Annotated in this window: 13 protein-coding genes and 1 pseudogene; 1 reads left to right on the forward strand and 13 read right to left on the reverse strand. The window is 57.2% G+C overall.

The annotated features are described in order from the left end of the window. Positions 1–74: 74 nt before the first annotated feature. From FEI13_RS17865 to FEI13_RS17930, 13 genes and pseudogenes are all read right to left on the reverse strand, one after another. A pseudogene (locus FEI13_RS17865) lies at positions 75–425 on the reverse strand (IS5 family transposase); the annotation flags it as partial. A 261-nt stretch (positions 426–686) separates the two neighbouring features. After that, positions 687–2,033 (reverse strand): polysaccharide deacetylase family protein, encoded by a 1,347-nt coding sequence (locus FEI13_RS17870; RefSeq protein ID WP_138182859.1) that lies wholly within the window; start codon positions 2,031–2,033, stop codon positions 687–689. Between the two features lie 119 nt (positions 2,034–2,152). Continuing rightward, on the reverse strand, positions 2,153–3,013 hold the full coding sequence (locus FEI13_RS17875; RefSeq protein WP_138182860.1) for a sulfotransferase: 861 nt from the start codon (positions 3,011–3,013) through the stop codon (positions 2,153–2,155). Positions 3,014–3,015: 2 nt separating this feature from the next. Next, positions 3,016–3,684, reverse strand: a complete 669-nt coding sequence (locus FEI13_RS19675; protein ID WP_275668764.1) for a CatB-related O-acetyltransferase — start codon at positions 3,682–3,684, stop codon at positions 3,016–3,018. Further along, a complete protein-coding gene (locus tag FEI13_RS17885; RefSeq protein WP_138182861.1) occupies positions 3,681–5,141 on the reverse strand; it encodes an oligosaccharide flippase family protein in 1,461 nt (486 codons plus the stop codon). The genes FEI13_RS19675 and FEI13_RS17885 overlap by 4 nt, the downstream gene beginning before the upstream one ends. 58 nt (positions 5,142–5,199) lie before the next feature. Further along, the gene (locus FEI13_RS17890) at positions 5,200–6,288 is read right to left on the reverse strand and encodes a DegT/DnrJ/EryC1/StrS family aminotransferase (protein ID WP_275668765.1); all 1,089 of its coding nucleotides are present in this window, start codon (positions 6,286–6,288) and stop codon (positions 5,200–5,202) included. Further along, complete coding sequence (gene wbpD / locus FEI13_RS17895; RefSeq protein ID WP_138182863.1) at positions 6,288–6,869, reverse strand: UDP-2-acetamido-3-amino-2,3-dideoxy-D-glucuronate N-acetyltransferase; 582 nt, start codon at positions 6,867–6,869, stop codon at positions 6,288–6,290. Before wbpD ends, FEI13_RS17890 begins: the two co-directional genes overlap by 1 nt. A 7-nt stretch (positions 6,870–6,876) precedes the next feature. Further along, positions 6,877–7,830, reverse strand: a complete 954-nt coding sequence (locus FEI13_RS17900) for a Gfo/Idh/MocA family protein (RefSeq protein WP_138182864.1) — start codon at positions 7,828–7,830, stop codon at positions 6,877–6,879. Between the two features lie 13 nt (positions 7,831–7,843). Then, the gene (wbpA, locus tag FEI13_RS17905; protein ID WP_138182865.1) at positions 7,844–9,157 is read right to left on the reverse strand and encodes a UDP-N-acetyl-D-glucosamine 6-dehydrogenase; all 1,314 of its coding nucleotides are present in this window, start codon (positions 9,155–9,157) and stop codon (positions 7,844–7,846) included. A 988-nt stretch (positions 9,158–10,145) separates the two neighbouring features. After that, entirely contained in the window at positions 10,146–11,438 is a 1,293-nt protein-coding gene (locus tag FEI13_RS17915) for a sugar transferase (RefSeq protein ID WP_240036569.1), read from the reverse strand. 498 nt (positions 11,439–11,936) lie between these two features. Then, positions 11,937–14,123, reverse strand: a complete 2,187-nt coding sequence (locus FEI13_RS17920) for a polysaccharide biosynthesis tyrosine autokinase (protein WP_138182866.1) — start codon at positions 14,121–14,123, stop codon at positions 11,937–11,939. A 410-nt stretch (positions 14,124–14,533) separates the two neighbouring features. Continuing rightward, positions 14,534–14,971 carry a low molecular weight protein-tyrosine-phosphatase gene (locus FEI13_RS17925; RefSeq protein ID WP_138182867.1) on the reverse strand — a complete coding sequence of 146 codons (438 nt, stop codon included), beginning with the start codon at positions 14,969–14,971 and terminating at the stop codon, positions 14,534–14,536. A gap of 6 nt (positions 14,972–14,977) precedes the next feature. After that, positions 14,978–16,171, reverse strand: coding sequence for a polysaccharide export protein (locus tag FEI13_RS17930; RefSeq protein ID WP_138182868.1), 1,194 nt, complete (start codon positions 16,169–16,171; stop codon positions 14,978–14,980). Between the two features lie 627 nt (positions 16,172–16,798). On the opposite strand from FEI13_RS17930, the gene FEI13_RS17935 reads away from it, so the two are divergent. Then, positions 16,799–18,829 carry a polysaccharide biosynthesis protein gene (locus tag FEI13_RS17935; RefSeq protein WP_138182869.1) on the forward strand — a complete coding sequence of 677 codons (2,031 nt, stop codon included), beginning with the start codon at positions 16,799–16,801 and terminating at the stop codon, positions 18,827–18,829. The last annotated feature ends 177 nt before the right edge of the window (positions 18,830–19,006 follow it).

A 19,006-nucleotide genomic window follows, 5' to 3' on the forward strand; every position in this document is an offset into this window, starting at 1 on the left:
CAAGCCTCCTGTCCAAGTGGAGGTCATATCCTGGCCCAGCTCAGGGGGCGAATTCCACACCCAACGACGAAGAGCCCCTTTTTGCCGCCTCCAGAAGCGGCACGGGTGGCGCGGATCGATGTCGAGTCAATCATCCAGGTGTCCAGGTCCATCAGACCATCCTCTCGCAAGCGGAGCTGGAGGCGCGCCAGGATGGCCTCGAAGGTACCGTCGTCGCGCCACTGACGGAAGCGGTCGTAGACCGTCTTCCAAGGGCCGTAACGCTCTGGAAGGTCACGCCACTTGGCACCTGAGCAGAGGATCCAGAAGATACCGTTCAGCACCTGGCGGTCATCGCGGCGGGGGCGCCCCGTTCTCTGCGGCGGCGACACGATGTCCTCGATGAGGGCCCAGCCGTAGTCGGAGATCTCGTAGCGTCCTGCCATGGGTCACCTATGCTGCTGAGGCATAGGTGACATTAGCAAATTCGAGTTTTCGGACAAAGCCTAGCATAGGAATAGCTTGCCTCGTCATAGGACACCTCGTTCAGTGTACTGCATTAACGGGATGTCCAATGTTGCTGGACAAGATCAGGATTCAATTACCACTCAGGCTTGACATATACCCCAAGAGAACATGACGAACTCTGTATAGACGATGGTGACATTTGTTGCAAATCAATAATTTCAAAAATATAAGCTTAATAACTACAACTGTTTTGCATATATTTTCTTTCCGGAATAATCTTTAAAACTAGAATTGTGCCAAAGCAAAGTAAAGCATCCTCCCACAGCTCGACAACTATCCTTCAATTCTTGGAACTTTGCATGGGCAGCGTCTTCTTCGCCTAGTCCCATATATCGCTCGGACATCACAGTGCATTCCATCACGATCAAAGGGCGGACGCGCAGTTTATACTGCCGCTGTGTGATGGGATTAAAGGCGGGATATTCATGGCAGGTGCCACAGCGGAATCCAGGGCGATCCGCGTACCCCAGAGTACTATCGTAAGTCATTTCGGCTGCTTCCCAAGCGCTGAGAGTAGTAGGTGTCTGCCAGCGAAGGAAGTGCATGCGCCCCCCCCACTCAGCCTGCTTAATACCTTCTTCATCGCAGATACGCCGCAGACGATTAGCTTCCCGCACGATAATATCAGGGGACTGGTATGAATTGTAGCTGGGGTGAAGTCCTATCTCATGGCCACGCGAATGTATACGCCGCATTAGATTACGTATAGCCGGATGCTCCGGTTCATAGTCGGCGTCTTTGCTAACGTCAGTACGCCCACAGATAAAGTAAAAAGCACTGCGCAGACCATTCTTTTCCGACTGATCCATAAGCCAGTCGAAGGTATTGAATGAGTCTGACACATGCAGGCACTTCCGCGTATTGATTTTTATCCAAGGGGCAATCAAGGCACTTTGAAAATCTCTTCGTTTTAATACATCCCCAACCATTGAGCGAACTACACCCTTCACTGAGCGAAAGCCATATAGGCTGGGCACATCCACATCGTGAGAGGGTTTGATGCTGAACTGATGCTGTTTAAGCTCAGAGTGTGGCCATACTCGATGAATAACCTGTCCAAGAATATGCAACCATTCATCTACAATTGGCCGCTCTAGATAATCATGCTTGAATGCATGGGATGATGTTGCGGGAAACCGTTGATGGTTATCCAAGTCCGTGCGACCAGCTTCTTCCAATCGAGTCAGCATCCAGTAAGTCAGGCCTAGGATATCGTAGTGAACCACAACGCTACCCTGCCCTGCCTTCTCCACCATGCAGGTGGGCATTTCCGCCATGGCAGGCGTAGGGAGGGGCTCACCCAGGACAGGGGTAAAGCCTTCGGCAGCGGCATCCCAACAGCCACAGGGCATGTCGGAGCGGGACTGGTGAAATGCAGGCTGCAGAATATCGAAACGAATGCTCTCTTCAGCACCTGGCAGTTGAATGGCAAGACCGTGGCTATCTTCTCTGAGCGTCAGAGCTAGGCCGAAGCGCTCTTCTAGGAGCTTTTCAAGCCAGCGCAGGCTTGCAGGAGTGAAGGTCATGATCAGTCCGGTGTTTTAAAAAATGAGCGACGAGCGCTGTCAACGGAACGACTGCGGGGATAATTTTAAGGGCCAGACCTGCTCAGTAGCATTAGCCCAATTAATCAGGGTTTTCTTAACTATGAAACCAATACTTCCGGATAGTACCTTTTTGCTGAAGGACAGCGATCTTTGATAATGCACTTAACTAAAGAAATATCGTATGAGCTAGATGTTAAATTCCTGTTAAGTACTGGAGCAGGCCCATTCTTTATACGTTTAAATGATTTATAACCTAAGCCAGAAAAAGTCTTTGCAATTTCTTCACTATCTTTGAACATATTTTCTGATTTTAGGGTTAAAAACCGGTGGCCCCCTACTTTTTCCTCAGTAATCTCTGCAATCCTATTGGCTATTTCCCAAAAATCAGCAATTAGCATCACTTGCTCTTCAAAGCTGAGAGCTAATGACTCATCATCTCGCAAAAACAAATGCCCCCATAATAGAGGGTCCTTATCAACAAAATACCCTCTATCCAAACCACTTATCACAAAATCCAATGGATTCCTAACAACATGGACAAACTTAGAGTTTGGAAAAAAGTCAGAAAGGGCTGGTAATAAAGGCAAGTTTTTACAATCACCATCTATTAAAGGAACCCCTCTTCTGCATAATTCATACAAATACTTTTCTCTAGCAGAAAAATATGCCCATTGCGCAGAATCTTCACTTACTTTTTTTTTCCATAAAAGGCTACCTAACGTTGCCAAGCTAGGTTTTGGTGCATGTATTGCGCAATATCCACTATTTTCCTTTAAGTATTCAATTAGCGTTTTCGTGCCACTCCTGCCCGTCGTTAAAAGGAACACGACATCATGTGAAACCATATCCCCAAGATCAACCTTATCATGTACTACAGGGTAACTAGAAAAATCAACTTCATCTCCATTCAGCTTTCTAGCAACTTTCTGTTTAATGTAATTTTTGGCAAAACGATACATTCCTAAATTACTCCCATTTCTTTTAATCTTTTCTTTATATCTATTGCATCGGTCGCCTTAAAGTCGATTTCGAAAAATGCTTTAGCTCTACGCATCTCATCATAAGTCCAGTTCCACCACTGAACATCTTTAATTAACTCTATTATTTCCGGCGAGAATCGATATTTTATAACTTTCGCTGGATTACCTACTACTATTGCGTATGGCGGCACAGACTTTGTAACTACGCTTCCAGCGCCTATTACAGCCCCATTGCCGACTTTCACTCCTGGAAGTATAATAACAGAATCACCGATCCAGACGCCATTGCCGACTTCGACATCTCCTTTTGAGAACCCAACAACTCTTAAATCACTTTCTATTATTTTAGATTGGGCCCAATCCTGCATATTTATAGTATTTATTGAGTGGTTGCTATTCCTAACGACTAAACGGCCACCAATTGCACAAAATGAACCTATACTACAATCTGTAATATATGACGGGCTATTTATCCTAGTGCAGTCACCTATCTTTACACCTCCTGATAAATAGCTCCCTTTTGCAACCTTAATATTCCGCCTTTTGAAATCTGCAGCTCTATTAAGCTCAAATCGTTTACAGCCCAGCCATATACGTATTTTCTTAAAAAAGTTCATAATCGTACCAATTAAAGTCTCTTGTACACTCACGCTAATAGATCTTTATTACTTGCTTTAATAAAATTAAATGCAATGGCAACTACCCACAAACCAAAAAACAAAAGCAACGAAAACAAACCATCAGACATGATAATAACGACACCGCCAGCAATCACAAGCACAACCGATGAAAAAACAAAAACCCCAAGGGAATAGAACATCTCTTCAAAACTCAATCCCACAATGTTACATACTGCCATAAGATACATTAAATATCCGATGACACTAGCGACACTAAACGTCTTTACTGCATCCATCAAAGAAAAATCAAGCCAATAAGATAAAAACAATGATCCAACCCTTAATCCAAACAGGCAACATTGAAACAAAAGCGCAAGGCTTTGACGCTCGACAGTTACGAAAACTCTTGAAACAGGGTTGACCAGAAACTGAATGGCCAGCATTGGTGATAACCAACGTATAATCTCACCAGCAACTCTCCAGTTTTCACCAAAAATAATCTGAAAAAGTTCCGGCCCAATAAAGAAAAGAAGAATTGCACCAGGAAATATGAAGCCGGCTAAGGCCGAACAAAGCTTTGTAATATTAGCACCTAGCCTTTTCTCGCGATATGCATCTATAGAGCCTGCAAAAAAAACATCCGATACTGCTGTCCCGATCACTGATAAAGGCATATTAATTATCCGCTGTGCAAGCATATAGCCACCAGCCGCAGCAGGACCATATAAAGCAGCAAATAATAGAGGCGGGACCTGAGTACCACTAGCATTCATAAGACCAGCCCATGATGAAAATATAGGAAACTGTCTGTATTTCTTTGCAGCAAATAGCATTTTTTTGAGTGTCACTTCTTGCTTAGTTCTTACCCTTGAACCCCTTACCCTTCTTAATAATATCATATCGACAATAGCTTGGCCCATTATACGTCCACCAAGGAGCGCCAGTGGCCCTAGCGCAGCCCCTGCTATTTGAACACTAGCCACAGAAGCAGACTGCACCATTGTTGCTTTAGCAATTAAATCAAAAGATTTCGCTCTCAAATGCCAAAATCGTAGAATTTCGTAACAGCCAATCAACACAAAACCTAAAGGCATAAACCAGAGATACGGTTCCACGTCTGGCATATTCAATAAATTTACTGCATCACTTCCAATAGCCCAAACAACAATGAAAAAAACAGCTGCTAGAACCGTAAGAACGAAAAAGCTTAAAACTGCAACATTTAGTGCGTCTTCATTACTCTCTGGAAGTGGGATAGCTAACTGATAGCGCAAGCTGGCTATAACTCCAAGTATTCCAAGGATACTAGTGTATACTGCTAACAGGCCAAAGTCTTCCGGCGTGTATAATCGGGTTAGTATTGGAGAGGCAGCAATAGTAACAACTTGTCCAACGGCGGTACCACTGGCTAAGACTGAGACGCTATGCACGAATCCATTTTTAGTTATCAGTTGCTTTGCTCTTCCCCTGAGCTGCGTCAGGTTCATAAGCTTTTCTCCTGCAACTTTAAAGCCCAGAATCTATCTTTACCTGATATCAAAGGTTTCACAACCTCGCCTCACGCAGCAATTTGACAACCTGCTCTTGAGCATTTCTATCTAGGTAGGGGTACATCGGGAGAGAAACCACATGCAGTGCTGCCAAATTCCCCTCAGACAGTTGTTCGGCAGCATTCTCTACCGCCGGCTGTTTATTTAGCGGGATTGGATAATGCACAGCTGTAGGAACACCGGCATCCTTGAGCGTTTCCTGCAAAATGCCTCGATTTTCCACGCGGATGGTGTACTGTGCCCAAGCGCTTATGCAGTACGGCTCTACGTAGGGCGTTGTCGTGATACCGGCTTCATTGAGAAGGCGCGTATAGCGGTGTGCGATCTGATTGCGCAACTCTATCTCTTCGTCAAAGATCTCCAGCTTGGGTAACAGGATGGCCGCCTGAATGGTATCCAGCCGACTGTTTACCCCTACACGGATATGGTGGTACCGACGATCTTGGCCATGACGCGCGATCTGACGCAGCACGGTGGCCAGTTCATCATTGTTGGTAAAGATGGCTCCACCGTCGCCGTAGCAGCCAAGCGGCTTGCTGGGGAAGAAGCTGGTGGTGGCGATGGTAGTAAGGTTACAGGACTTGCGCCCCTTGTAAGTGGCACCGAAGCTCTGGGCGGCATCCTCGATCACCGGAATACCATGCTTCTCAGCGATGGCATTGATGGCATCGAAGTCGGCGCACTGCCCATACAGGGAAACAGGGATGATGGCCTTGGTACGAGGCGTAATGGCCGCTTCCAGCTTGGCGGGGTCCAGGTTATAGGTACGCGGATCGATATCCACATACACCGGTTTAGCTCCCAGCACCGCCACGGTTTCCGCTGTGGCGATATAGGTAAACCCCGGGGTGATCACCTCATCGCCGGAGCCAATGCCCAGCGCCATCTGGGCGATCTGCAAGGCATCGGTGCCGTTGGCGCAAGTGATGCAGTGTTTGGCCCCGGTATAGGCGGCCAGCTTTTCCTCCAGTTCGGCCACTTCCGGGCCGAGGATGTACTGGCCGTGGGCCAACACACGCTGAATGCCGGCGTCGATCTTGTCTTTGATGCGCGCCTGCTGGGCGGCAAGGTCAATAAACGGAATCATGCGTCTTCCTTGATCAGTTGCTTGCCCTGCAGCACATAGCGCTTGCCGGTGTGCTGGCACAGCGCTTCGCCCTGCCCTTCCAGCGGCAGGTCAAGTTGCTCGCCATATTCGCTCATCCAGCCGATCTGGCGGGCGGGTACGCCCACCATCAGGGCGTAGGCCGGCACGTCCTTGTTGATTACCGCGCCCGCGCCGATAAAGGCGTAGGCGCCGATCGTCACACCGCAAACGATGGTGCAGTTGGCGCCCAGGGTGGCGCCTTTCTGGACCAGGGTGTCGCGATACTCGCTCTTGCGCTCGATCAGCGAGCGGGGATTGTAGACGTTAGTGAACACCATGCTCGGGCCGCAGAACACGCCTTCTTCCAAGGTTACGTTGTCGTAGACCGAGACGTTGTTCTGTACCTTGCAGTAATCGCCAATCATTACGCGGTTGCCGACGAAGACATTCTGGCCAAGCGACACGCCCTCACCGATGCGGGCACCACCGCACACGTGCACGAAATGCCAGACACGTGATCCCTCGCCGATTTGCGCTCCTTCATCGACGATGGCGGAGTCGTGAACCTGTATGCTCATGATTCGCTCAATTCAGCACATTTTTCAGGAAGGGGTGGTACTCGCCGGTCATCCCCTGCGGGGTGGCGGTGCGAATAGCCGCTACCGTCTCGATGGCCACCCGGTTCTCTTCTAGCCCAAAGCCTCGTCCTGCCAGAATCTCTTCATAACTCCGGGTATGCAGATCGGTGAAACCGCCGGAAAACTCGATCTCCTCGCCTTCCACAGTAATCGAGCGGTATGTACGCTGGCCATCGTTACGTACGACCTGCGGTACATCGTTCACATCCACTGACAAGAACCAACGCACACGCGCATTGGCGTACTCCAAGTAGCCGGAAGCTTTGGTGGGTGAGCTGTAGTGCACTACATTCTCCTGGAGGTCTCCGAAAATAAAGTGCAGCATGTCGTAAAAGTGCACGCCAATATTGGTGGCGATCCCTCCCGACTTCTTCTCATCACCCTTCCAGCTCTGCAGATACCAGTGCCCCCGCGAGGTGATGTAGGTCAGATCGACCTCGTACTTACGATCTCGGGGCTGGCTTTGTACCTCGTCGTGTAGGGCGATGATAGCCGGATGGAGACGTAGCTGAAGGATAGTGTTGACCTTTTGGCCAGTATCCCGCTCCATATCCTGCAAGCCATCAATGTTCCAGGGATTCAGTACTAATGGCTTTTCGCAGATAGCTTCGGCACCAGAGCGCAATGCAAAGCGCATGTGGGAGTCATGCAGATAGTTGGGCGAGGCGATGGATACATAGTCAATCTTCCGCCCGTCGTTAAGACGACGCAAAAGGTCGACATGACGATCAAACCGCTCAAACTCAGTAAAGAAGTCCGCATCTGGGAAGTAGCTATCGATGATGCCAACCGAATCATTAGTGTCTAGCGCAGCAACAAGGTTATGCCCCGTCGCTTGAATCGCTTTCATATGACGCGGGGCGATATAGCCGGCAGCACCGACAAGAGCAAAATTTTTCATTCCGCGAGTTTCCTTAAGCTTTAATGATGTGATCAGCAGCGTCGCGATAAATCCCGCGGCTATCGATAATCAGTGGAGCATGAGCCTTTATCAAATTAAAGTCGAAGCGATCATGATCGGTGGCCAGAACCACGGCATCATAACTGGCTAAGCTCTGGGCCGTCAGTTCCACGCTGGCCAGTTCGAAGTAATGCTCGCGCATCTTAGGAAATATCGACACATGCGGATCGCTGTATGCGACTTCGGCGCCTTTTGCAGCGATCAGCTCCAATATCTCCACCGAAGGCGATTCTCGCATGTCGTCCACGTTCTTCTTATAGGCAATGCCCAACACCAGAATTCGGCTGCCCTTGAGCGCTTTGCTCTGATCATTCAGGCCATCCATCAGCTTGCCGACGACATACTCGGGCATAGCACGGTTGACCTCACCGGAAAGCTCGATGAAGCGGGTGTGTAGCCCATACTCCCTTGCCTTCCAAGTCAGATAGAAGGGATCAATGGGGATGCAATGCCCGCCCAACCCCGGGCCGGGATAATAGGGCGTGAAGCCGAACGGCTTGGTGGCTGCGGCATCCACCACCTCGAAGATATCGATGCACATGCGATCGGCCACGATCTTCATCTCGTTGACCAGACCGATATTGACCGCGCGATGGATGTTCTCCAGCAGCTTGGTCATCTCGGCAACCTTGGTGGAGGTAACCGGAACCACCTTGTCGATCGCCGGCGCATAGAGCGCCACGCCCACCTCACGACATGCCGGTGTATCCCCTCCGACCACCTTCGGAATGGTGCGGGTTTCAAAGTTCGTGTTGCCCGGATCTTCTCGCTCCGGCGAATAGACTAAGAATACGCTTTCCCCCACTACCAGGCCGCTCTCTTGCATCCGCGGCAGCAGCTCCTCCTCGGTGGTGCCTGGATAGGTGGTGCTTTCCAGCGATACAACTTGGCCCTCGCGCAAATAGGGCTTGATCGCATCGGTAGTATTGATCACGAAGCTCATGTCCGGCTCGCGATACTTGTTGAGCGGCGTGGGCACACAAAGGATGACAGCATCCACTTCGACTATCCGTTGGAAGTCAGTGGTCGCCTTAAAGGCTCTCTTAGTCGCATTGGACACCTTTTCCGAAGGAATATGCTCTATATAGCTCTTTCCGTTATTGAGCTTATCGACCTTCTCCTGATCAATATCGAACCCAAGGACACGATAGCCAATATCATTGTAACGCAGCATCAGCGGCAGACCCACATACCCTAGGCCAACTATGCCAATCACGGCTTCCTTGGAATTCAGATTGTCTACGAGAGTTGCCTTTAAATCCGACATCGAGAAGTTATCCATATTTAAAAAGCGACAGCCTCGACAGCCGGAATAACTGGCGAAGCAAGACGGCAGATAAAGAAAATGACAGGCCCATACACAGATAGATTGACTTAGAACTGGCGAGAGAGGCTATTCTACAGCCATCGCTTTTTCAGATTGCCCGGCTTATCCACGTTGGAACCCTTGACAACGGCGACGTAGTAGCTGGGAAGTTGCATATTGGCACGCTATAGAGGATGGTGCCGATGGATACTGACTCATCGCGATGACAGTACCGAACGGCTCTGCGACAGACAAGCTACCGGATTAGAGTCTGAAACGCTAGATGGTGCTGATACTCTACTTGGATGACGACGAAGTATCCCGCTATCACTATTCCGAGCCTGATATATTGCAAAGCTGAACGGCCATGGGCCCTATGCCTACCTGAAAGGCTTACTGGAGGGACAGCCGACTCACAAGGCTAGCCTCCTCCACGAATACCCGCTACACCACTAACAGCACACCACCTGATTACTGACAATCAGTGTTGGCCGTTCGCGTACATTCACTCCGCCTACCGGCCACAAAAATGTGGACCATTACGCAAATTTGTGCGTTGGCTCATTTCGCCAAAACCGCCTCTAAGTTGTGGCGTGCTCCTACAAATTTGTGGAGCCCTTGTGAGCCCGCGACCGCAGATTTATGCGAGGAGCCACAAATTTGTGGAGCCCTTGTGAGCCCGCGACCGCAGATTTATGCGAGGAGCCACAAATTTGTGGTTGGCGCCATCTCGCCAGTACCGCCACAAATTAGTGGGAGAGGACCACAAATTCGTGGAAGCAGCATAACCTAAGTCATTGATTTTAAAGAACGATAGCGATAAGAGGGCGGTTATCAGAGTCAACTGTTTGTGCCCGCCTTGGCGCCCTCTATCCAGAATTTTTCTGCCTAAGAGCCTGCAGAACCATCGCGCCGTAAATTTCCACAACAAGCCGCTTGCTTACCTCGCCTAACGACTCCCGAACCCCGTCAGCACGGTGCGGATGGTGCGCAGCACGATCAGCAGGTCGAGCCACAGCGAGATGTTCTTGATGTAGTAGAAGTCGTATTCGAGCTTCTCGTTCATACCGTCGACCTCGGCGGCGTAGCCCTGCTCTACCTGGGCCCAGCCGGAGATGCCGGGGCGTACTACATGGCGGTAGTGGAAGAACGGCACGTCCTTCTGGTACCAGTCGGCGAGGTCCATGGATTCCGGTCGCGGGCCGATCAGGCTCATGTCGCCCTTCAGCACGTTGAACAGCTGGGGGAGCTCATCGAGGCGGTACTTGCGGATCGCCTTGCCCACGCGGGTGATGCGCGGGTCTTCGCCATCCTGGGTGAAGCCGGTGCCGCGATGGTCGATGAACATGCTGCGGAACTTGTAGACGACGAAGGGGCGGCACTGGAAACCCATGCGCGGCTGGGTGAAGAGCGCGGGCCCGGGGCTATCCAGGCGGATGGCCAGCGCGGTGAGGGCCATCAGCGGCAAGGCCACCGGCATCAGGGCCAGCACCGCCAGCACATCCAGGCTGCGCTTGAGCGCCTCGTAGCCTTCATCCGGCTGCAGGCTGCCGTAGCGGTTCTCGTAGAGGTGACCGAGCTGCACCCGGCCGGTCAACCGCTCGAAGTTGGTGGTGGCATGGTAAACAGGGATGCGGTTGAGGGTGCAGTGGGCCAGGAAGCGTTCCCACTCCGGTGTGAATTCGGCCCGCAGGTCGGCCACCACGCCATCCACGCGCGCCTCGCCCAGGTCGGGGGTTTCGAGGTAGCGCCAGTCGACCCCATGGCTATGACAGAGGCTAAGGGCCTTGCCGAAGGGCACCACGGCGAGCTTGTGCACCCGGTAGTGCCGCCCGACCCAGTAGCCGGCGGTGCAGTAGAGAGAGGTCAGGAGGTAGCTGGCGAGATAGAGCTCATCGATGAGCTCGATACTCGTGACATACAACAGGAGGAAGGGGATACCGAAGCAAGCCGAGGCGGCCGGAATGCTCAGCAGGTAGGCGCGCACGCCGGGGAAGCGGCTCATGCGCTGGACACAGGTGAGTGAGCCCCAGTAGGCCAGCGCGATGGTGAGAACGGTCACCGCGCGGGAGAGATCGCTCGTTTCCCAGACGCTGCCGCCCTTGGCGGCCAGGGTGGGGAGCAGGACGGCGAAGCCGAAGCCCAGCAGGCGTTGTACCGCGCGGCTGAGCATCAGGCGTTCGAGAAAACGCGAGTGCCGCCTCTGCGCCGGGAAGGCGGAGAAGGAAGTGATGGTGTCCATGCTCTGTTCCCTTGCCCGCTCCACGGGCATCCAGTTCGTCCCTGATGTTTTTCACCGGGTCTTGCCGTTGCCCGGTGGCTTTCTTCAGGGAGGCTCCTGTATTAGGGCCGAGGTTCGAGGTTCGAGGTTCGAGGGCCCAGCGCCCAGCGCCCAGCGCCCAGCGCCCAGCGCCCAGCGCCCAGCGCCCAGCGCCCAGCGCCCAGCGCCCAGCGCCCAGATGATAAGGTCTCAGGGCCTAGCTTCTAGGGCCGAGGACCGAGGAAACCCTAAAGATCTGGTTCAACGAGCATTGAGCTTGGGGCTCTTTCGGAGCCATCGTCGAGCCGGCAATAAATTGCTTTGCCATAGACAGGCGCCCGGGGTTATTGCCGCCGCTTCGCGGCGGATCGCGCAATAAATTGCGCTCCCATAAGGGCGGCACCTTACTCCTCGTCCCTCGAACCTGGGCGCTGGGCGCTGGGCGCTTTTACCTCGCCCCTCGCCCCTCGCCCCTCGAACCTACTTATACGCGTAGTTGTAGTAGCCGTAGTAGCCGTAGCTGGTGGCGGCTTTGCGCTCCATGGCGTTGAGGATGGCGCCCTTGAGGATCACGCCGCTGTTCTCCAGGCGCTCTCTCGCCACTTCGACTTCCTGGGGCGGGTTCATGCCGAAGCGGGCGACCATCAGGCTGGTGCCGACCTGCTTGCCGATGATGGCGGCGTCGGTCACCGCCAGCACCGGGGGGGTGTCGATGATCACCAGGTCGTAGCGCGCGGAGAGCTCGTCCATCAGCCGGGTGAAGCTCTCCTGCATCAGCAGCTCGGAGGGGTTGGGCGGTGCGGTGCCGCGGGCGATGTAGTCCAGCCCGGGCACATCGGTGCCACGGATGGCGCCTTCCAACTCGATCTGGCCGGCCAGCAGCTCGGAGAGGCCGCCTTCGCTGTCGCCACCGAAGGCGTGATGGACGTGCCCCTTGCGCATGTCGCCATCGATCACCAGCACTCGCTGACCCGCCTGGGCACACACCGCGGCCAGGTTGGCACTGATGAAACTCTTGCCCACGGCCGGCGAGGGCCCGGTGATCATCAGCCGATTGTCGACCGTGTCCAGCATGGCGAAGTGCAGGCTGGTGCGCAGGCCGCGCAGCGCCTCGATGGAGAGGTCGGTGGGGCTACGCAGGGCCAGCAGATCCCGCAGGCCGGCCTTCTTGTGGCGCCGACCACTGGGCGTGAGGGCACCGGAGAGCTTGGCCTGCTCCTCGGAGAGCGGCACCGTGGCGTAGACCGGCAGGCCCAGCGCTTCCAGCTGCTTGGGGGCCTCGACCCCGCGGCGCAGCAGGCCATAGACCAGCACGCCGCCCACCGAGAGCATGCCGCCGAGCAGTGTCGCCAGCACCACGATCAGCTTCTTCTTCGGCTCCACCGGCGTCGGCTGCACCACCGCCTCGTCAAGGATACGCACGTTGCCCACGGTGCCGGCCCGGGTGATGCGCATCTCCTGGATCTTGTTGAGCAGCTGGACGTAGACCTCCTGGTTGACCTCCACGTCGCGGCTCATGCGCAGGATTTGCTGTTGGGTCTCAGGCAGGTCGTCGACCCGGGCCTCGAGCTGTTCTCGCTCGCGCTGCAGCTGGGCTTTCTTCTCCAGCAGCGCCTCGTACTGGGGGTGGCTGGTCGTGAAGCGGCGCTGCAGCTCGGTCTCGGCAAATTCGAGTTCGTTGATCTGCTTCTCCAGGTCCACCATGCGCTGCAGGATCGACTGGGTCTCGATGGAGAGATCCACGCTATCGCGCTGGGAGCGATAGCTGTTGAGGCTGTTCTCGGCCTCGCGAAGCTGCTCACGGACTCGCGGGGCCTGCTCTTCCAGGAATTCCAGGCTCTTCTCGGCCTCGGCGCTCTGGCGCTGGATGTTCTGGGTCAGGTAGATCTCGCTGATGGCATCAAGGGTACGACGCGCCTGGGCCGGGTCGGTATCGTTGAGGGTCAGATCCAGCAGGCCACTCTCCTTGCCCTGCTGACTGACGCTGAAGCGCCCGCGCAGATCGTTGATCGCTGCCAGTTTGGAGCGCTTGGCCAGCGTGAAACGCGCGCCCGCCGGGGCCTGGATATCAGCGACCCGCAGCTGTACCTGGCCGTCGAGAAAGGACTCATCCTTTCCGACTTCGCCCTCTCCCAGGGACTCACCGTCCAGAGACAGGGCGTAACGACCGCCCTCGCCGGCCGTAAGGGTAAAGGGTTTGCCCTGCAGGCTTGCCGGCATCTGCAGGTTGGCCACATTGACGGCCTCGCCGGCCCAGACGCTATGCTCGGCGAAGGAGGGACGCTCCATGCCACGGCGTACCAGGAAATCGCCCACCATCGGGAATCGCTGGGGGGTCACCACCAGCTCCAGGCCGGCGCGCTCCACCGCCTGCCCCAGCACCATCCGTGAACGCAGGATGCCCAGCTCGGCATCGGCCTTGGGCTCTTCGCCGAGCATGGTGCGCACGTCTTCCAGCGGGTTAGAGAGCCCGGCCTTCTGTTCCACCTGAACCAGGGCGTCGGCGCGATAGACCGGCGTGGCCAGCAGTGCATAGACGACGCCGCCGATCGCGAACAAGGCAGTAACGAGGATGATCCACCACTTGTGGTCGATCAGCAGGCCGAACAGGCGGCCCAGGTCGATTTCATCGTCGGCGGGAGCCGGGGAAGGGGAAGTCTGGGACATGAAGGTACCGAAAAGAGAAGATGGCGGTTGTTGATCATCAGGGCGCCGCCGCTGCGCGGTCGGCTAGCCTGTACAGAAAAGGCGGTGCCCTTTCACATTGTGGGAGCGCTCTTCAGTGCCGGTTCGACGCCTCGACGATGGCGCCGAAGGTGCTTTGGCTTTATCGCCGCCGCTGCGCGGCGGATCGCGCAATAAATTGCGCTCCCACAGGGGGACGAGGCAGAGGGACGAGGTGCAAGGGCCGAGGGCCGAGGGCCGAGGAGCAAGGGGCCAGTCCCAAGGAAGCCACAATGCCCATGGTGCCAGGTTTTCAGGGTTTCCTTGTCCCTCGAACCTCGAACCTCGAACCTCGAACCTCGAACCTCGAACCTCGAACCTTGGACCTTGGCCCTCGGCCCTCGGCCCTGTGGCTACAGCTTGCCGACCCAGGAGTCGGTGGCTTGGGCGAGCAGCTGGTGCACCTGCTGGAAGGCTTCGCTGCTCTTGCGGTAGGGGTCGGGGATCTCGCGGCCCTGGCCGCCTTCGAGCCAGCGGCCCAGCAGCATGGTCTTGCCAAGCGCCGCGGGGTCCATCTGCCCCACGGCGTGACGCTGGCCGTCGGACATCACCAGCACCAGGTCGGCGCTCTGGAGGATATCCAGGGTGACCTGGCGGGCGCTGTGCTCGCTCACGTCGAGCCCCTCGGCCTCGGCCAGGGCACGCGCCCTGGGCTCCACGCCGTGGCCTTGCATGGCGTTGAGGCCGGCGGTCTCGATCTGCTTTTCGGGCAGCTTGGCGGCGAGCATCGCGGCGGCGACCGGGCTACGACAGATGTTGCCGGTGCAGAGCACCAGGATGCGATTGAACATGGCGGCCTAGTTGTTGATGTCGCTAACGTCGGTGGAAGTCTCCGCCAGGGTACCCGGCAAGCTGATCGACGGCAGCAGCAGGCTGATCACGCGGTTCCAACGGGCGATGGGCGCGGTGGTGACGTAGACCACGTCCTGCGGCTCCAGCTGGAAGTCATGGCCGAGGCTGAAGGAGGCGGCGTTGCTGACGTCGAGCTGGTAGACGGTGGCCAGCTTGTCGCTGGCGTCCTGGGTGCCGCGCACCACGAAGATGCCCGAGGGCTCGGCGCTGGTCTCGTCGATGCCGCCGGCGCGCGAGACCGCATCGGTCAGCGAGAGCGGCTCGTTGCCCAGCGGCAGGTCGCCGGGCCGGCGCACCTGGCCCATCACCGAGATACCGCGGTTCTCGGCGGTGGGCACGTGCAGCACGTCGCCATCCTGGAGCAGGCGGTTCTGGCGGTTATCGCCCTGCTGCATCAGCGCGTAGAGGGAGACCGGAATCTCCTCGCCGTTGCGATTGAGGGTGACGCTGTGCCAGTTGGCGCCCTCGCTGGCCCCGCCCGCCTGGCTGATGGCATCGGTGATGGTCATCGGGATGGTGGTGATCGGCAGGCTCTGCGGCTGGGACACCGCCCCGCTGATGTGAACCTTCTTGGCGTTGAAGGCCGCCACGCCGACATCGACCTGGGGCTCGGTGATGAACTCGGAGAGCTGGCGCGCCAGCATGGCGCGGATCTCTTCGAGGGTCTTGCCGGCCACGTGCACCCGGCCGATGTAGGGATAGAAGATAGTGCCATCGCTGCGCACCTGGTTGCCCGCCTCGGCGGCGCTGCGCTCGGAGCCGGCGGGGATGGTCAGCTCGGGGTGGTCGTAGACGATGATGTTGAGCACGTCGCCGGGGCCCACGTAGTACTCGTACTCCTGCAGGGCCTGCTCGAGCTCGGCGGGCATGGCACGGCCGGCGTCGGCGGTACCGCGCGACTCCTGCTGGGTCACGACCAGGCCCGGGGTGATCGGGCGGATATCGACCAGGTCGTCGATCGGCGCGGCCTCGCTCTGCGACTCCAGGTGGCTGCCCGGGGCCCAGGCACAGCCCCCCAACGAGCCGGCGGCCAGCAGCAGCACCGGCAGCCAGCGCCTGACGGCCCGGCCCTTCCCCGCGGGGTTGGCGGTGGCGTGAGCAGCCGTCAGGGCGAGCGGGCGAAACGACGATGATGGCATGGGGCGATCCTCTCTGGACGACGTTCGGGCACGCTACCGCCCCGAGGTGTCATGGCACATCCCCGAGGCCGGCATGGTGTTGTGATGGGTGTTACTGGCCCGTTGGACCCAACAGCGGCGCCATGAGGCTGATAAACACCAGCCTGCACGAGAGCCGCCGACAAAAAACGTTGGTGCATTCTACTTAGCGCTCGCTGCCATGCCTAGGCGGCAAGGCGAAATCCCGCGCTATTGTCGGCAATGTCTTACACGCCAAGCTGGCCCCCTCGCACCCTGGCGCGCCCTGGAGGTCCGCTCAAGGGTGCCGGCCAGCCGTGACATTTCCATGTCAGCCATGCCAGCGGGGCTAAAAATACCCGACCTACCAGCCCCTTGGGAGCTGAGACTGGCGTCATGTCTCCGCCTTATGGGCGACCAACCTCGGCGCCTTACCCTACCCGCGTCCTCCCTATGCGTCAGGGGGTTTTCTCGCACGCACCAGGTGAGCAAAACCATCTTGGTAACCATCGGTAGCTTTCTTATGCTTTGTAACATTATTTAACACAAAGAGACGGCGGGTCGTTGCCTTCGACTCCGAAGCCTTGCCCTACGCGGCCTGCTGTCTGGCAGAGGAAGGATCCGACCCATATGGTGATTCTCGAGCGCCTCTTTCGTTTACCGCGCCGTTACAAGCGCCTGATCCTGCTCACCCTCGATGCCTCCCTGCTGACACTGAGCTTCCTGGCTGCCGTGTGGCTGCGCCTGGAGCACCTGGGGCCGCTGGCCGCGCCCCCGGCCTGGGGGATCTGGCTGGTGGTCTTGCCGGTGAGCCTGGCGATCTTCCTGCGGCTGGGCTTCTATCGCGCGGTCATTCGCTTCATGAGCACCAAGGCCCTGAACACCCTGGTGTTGGGGATTGCCAGCTCCGCCGCCCTGCTGATGCTGCTGTGTGGGCTGTTCGCCGTCGCCATGCCCCGCTCGGTCTGTGTGATCTACCCGATGCTGGCCCTGCTGAGCGTGGGTGGCGTGCGCGTCTTCCTGCGCTCGCTGCATATGCGCCAACAGATTCGCTACAAGGATCCGGTGATCCTCTATGGGGCGGGGTCCTCCGGCTCCCAGCTGGTGCACAGCCTGCGCCAGGGGGGGGAATACACGCCGGTGGCCTTCGTCGATGACTGGCGCGGCATGCATGGGACCTCCGTCGAGGGGCTGCGGGTCTACTCCCCCGAGGCGCTGCCACGCCTGGTGAAGGACTTCGGGGCCAAGTGCATCCTGCTGGCCATGCCCAGCGCGCCGCGCACCCGGCGCCAAGAGGTCCTGCGCATGCTGGAACCGCTGGCGATCCCCGTGCAGACCCTGCCGAGCATGGAGGACGTGATCGCCGGGCGCGCCCAGCTCAACGAGATCCGCGATGTCACCGTCGAGGACCTGCTGGGGCGCGATACCGTGCCCCCCGACCAGACGCTGCTGGATGCCAACATCCGTGACAAGGTGGTGATGGTGACCGGCGCGGGGGGCTCGATCGGCTCGGAGCTGTGCCGCCAGGCACTGCAGCAGGGCCCCCGCGCGCTGCTGCTGTTCGAGTTCTGCGAGTATGCGCTGTATGCCATCGAGCGGGAGTTGCTGCAGCGGGTCGAGGAGCAGCGGCTGGAGGTGACGGTGCGCGCGCTGCTCGGCTCGGTGCAGGATCGCCAGCGGCTGGACAGCGTGCTCAAGGCCTTCGGGGTGGAGACCATCTATCACGCCGCGGCCTTCAAGCATGTGCCCATGGTGGAACACAACAGTATCCAGGGGATTCGCAACAACGTCTTCGGCACCCTGGCCACCGCCCAGGCGGCGATCGCGCATGGCGTGGAGACCTTCGTGCTGATCTCCACCGACAAGGCGGTACGCCCCACCAACGTGATGGGGACCACCAAGCGGCTGGCGGAGCTGGTCTGTCAGGCGCTGGCCAAGCAGCAACGGGGCACGCGCTTCACCATGGTGCGTTTCGGCAACGTGCTGGGCTCCTCCGGCTCTGTGGTGCCGCTGTTCAACGAGCAGATTGCCCAGGGCGGGCCGGTCACCGTCACCCATCCCGAGGTCACCCGTTACTTCATGACCATTCCCGAGGCTTCCCAGCTGGTGATCCAGGCGGGGGCCATGGGCAGCGACGGCGACGTCTTCGTGCTGGACATGGGATCCCCGGTGAAGATCGCCGAGTTGGCGGCGGAGATGATTCGTCTCTCGGGCCTCGCGGTGCGCAACGAGGCGAACCCCGAGGGCGATATCGAGATCCGCTTCTCCGGCCTGCGGCCGGGCGAGAAGCTCTACGAGGAGTTGCTGATCGGCGAGAACGCGGAGCAGACGGCGCATCCCCGCATCCTGTGCGCCCACGAGGACTACTGGCCCTGGCCGCGGCTGAAGGATTACCTACAGGCGCTCTATCGCGCCACGCAGGAGCACCGCCACGACACCATCCGCCAGCTGCTGCTGGAGGCCCCCACCGGCTATGCCCCCATCACGGACGACATCACCGATCTGGTATGGCGACACACGCCCGCCGCCGAGGAGAACGCCGTGCTGGCGCCTCTCCCCATTGCGGCCAGCCAGATAAGCTGCGCCGCCACGCCTTCCAGGGTGGCGCGTGAGGAGCCGGTGATGGCCAATATGGTCCCTTCCTACGCGTCTCGACGTTAAGGCACGGATCATCGCATGAGGTCCCGTCGAGCGATGCTTTCTGACTAGGGGTCGGGAAGGGCTGAGCCCTCCCCGCCCTCCGAACCGTGCGTGCGGTTCACCCGCACACGGCTCTCCAGTCGATGGTTTCCTCATCGGGATTGGCTCGCCTTCCGCCAGGCTTCCGTCATGGTGAAA

It is taken from the genome of Halomonas urmiana (assembly GCF_005780185.1).
In the GTDB taxonomy this organism is placed as follows: domain Bacteria; phylum Pseudomonadota; class Gammaproteobacteria; order Pseudomonadales; family Halomonadaceae; genus Halomonas; species Halomonas urmiana.

Excerpts from the sequence above, each read along its gene's own strand:
- FEI13_RS17870 (WP_138182859.1), bottom strand. The coding sequence starts at position 2,033 with ATGACCTTCACTCCTGCAAGCCTGCGCTGGCTTGAAAAGCTCCTAGAA.
- FEI13_RS17875 (WP_138182860.1), bottom strand. The coding sequence starts at position 3,013 with ATGTATCGTTTTGCCAAAAATTACATTAAACAGAAAGTTGCTAGAAAG.
- FEI13_RS17885 (WP_138182861.1), bottom strand. The coding sequence starts at position 5,141 with ATGAACCTGACGCAGCTCAGGGGAAGAGCAAAGCAACTGATAACTAAA.
- wbpD (WP_138182863.1), bottom strand. The coding sequence starts at position 6,869 with ATGAGCATACAGGTTCACGACTCCGCCATCGTCGATGAAGGAGCGCAA.
- FEI13_RS17900 (WP_138182864.1), bottom strand. The coding sequence starts at position 7,830 with ATGAAAAATTTTGCTCTTGTCGGTGCTGCCGGCTATATCGCCCCGCGT.
- wbpA (WP_138182865.1), bottom strand. The coding sequence starts at position 9,157 with ATGTCGGATTTAAAGGCAACTCTCGTAGACAATCTGAATTCCAAGGAA.
- FEI13_RS17915 (WP_240036569.1), bottom strand. The coding sequence starts at position 11,438 with ATGGACACCATCACTTCCTTCTCCGCCTTCCCGGCGCAGAGGCGGCAC.
- FEI13_RS17920 (WP_138182866.1), bottom strand. The coding sequence starts at position 14,123 with ATGTCCCAGACTTCCCCTTCCCCGGCTCCCGCCGACGATGAAATCGAC.
- FEI13_RS17925 (WP_138182867.1), bottom strand. The coding sequence starts at position 14,971 with ATGTTCAATCGCATCCTGGTGCTCTGCACCGGCAACATCTGTCGTAGC.
- FEI13_RS17930 (WP_138182868.1), bottom strand. The coding sequence starts at position 16,171 with ATGCCATCATCGTCGTTTCGCCCGCTCGCCCTGACGGCTGCTCACGCC.
- FEI13_RS17935 (WP_138182869.1), top strand. The coding sequence starts at position 16,799 with ATGGTGATTCTCGAGCGCCTCTTTCGTTTACCGCGCCGTTACAAGCGC.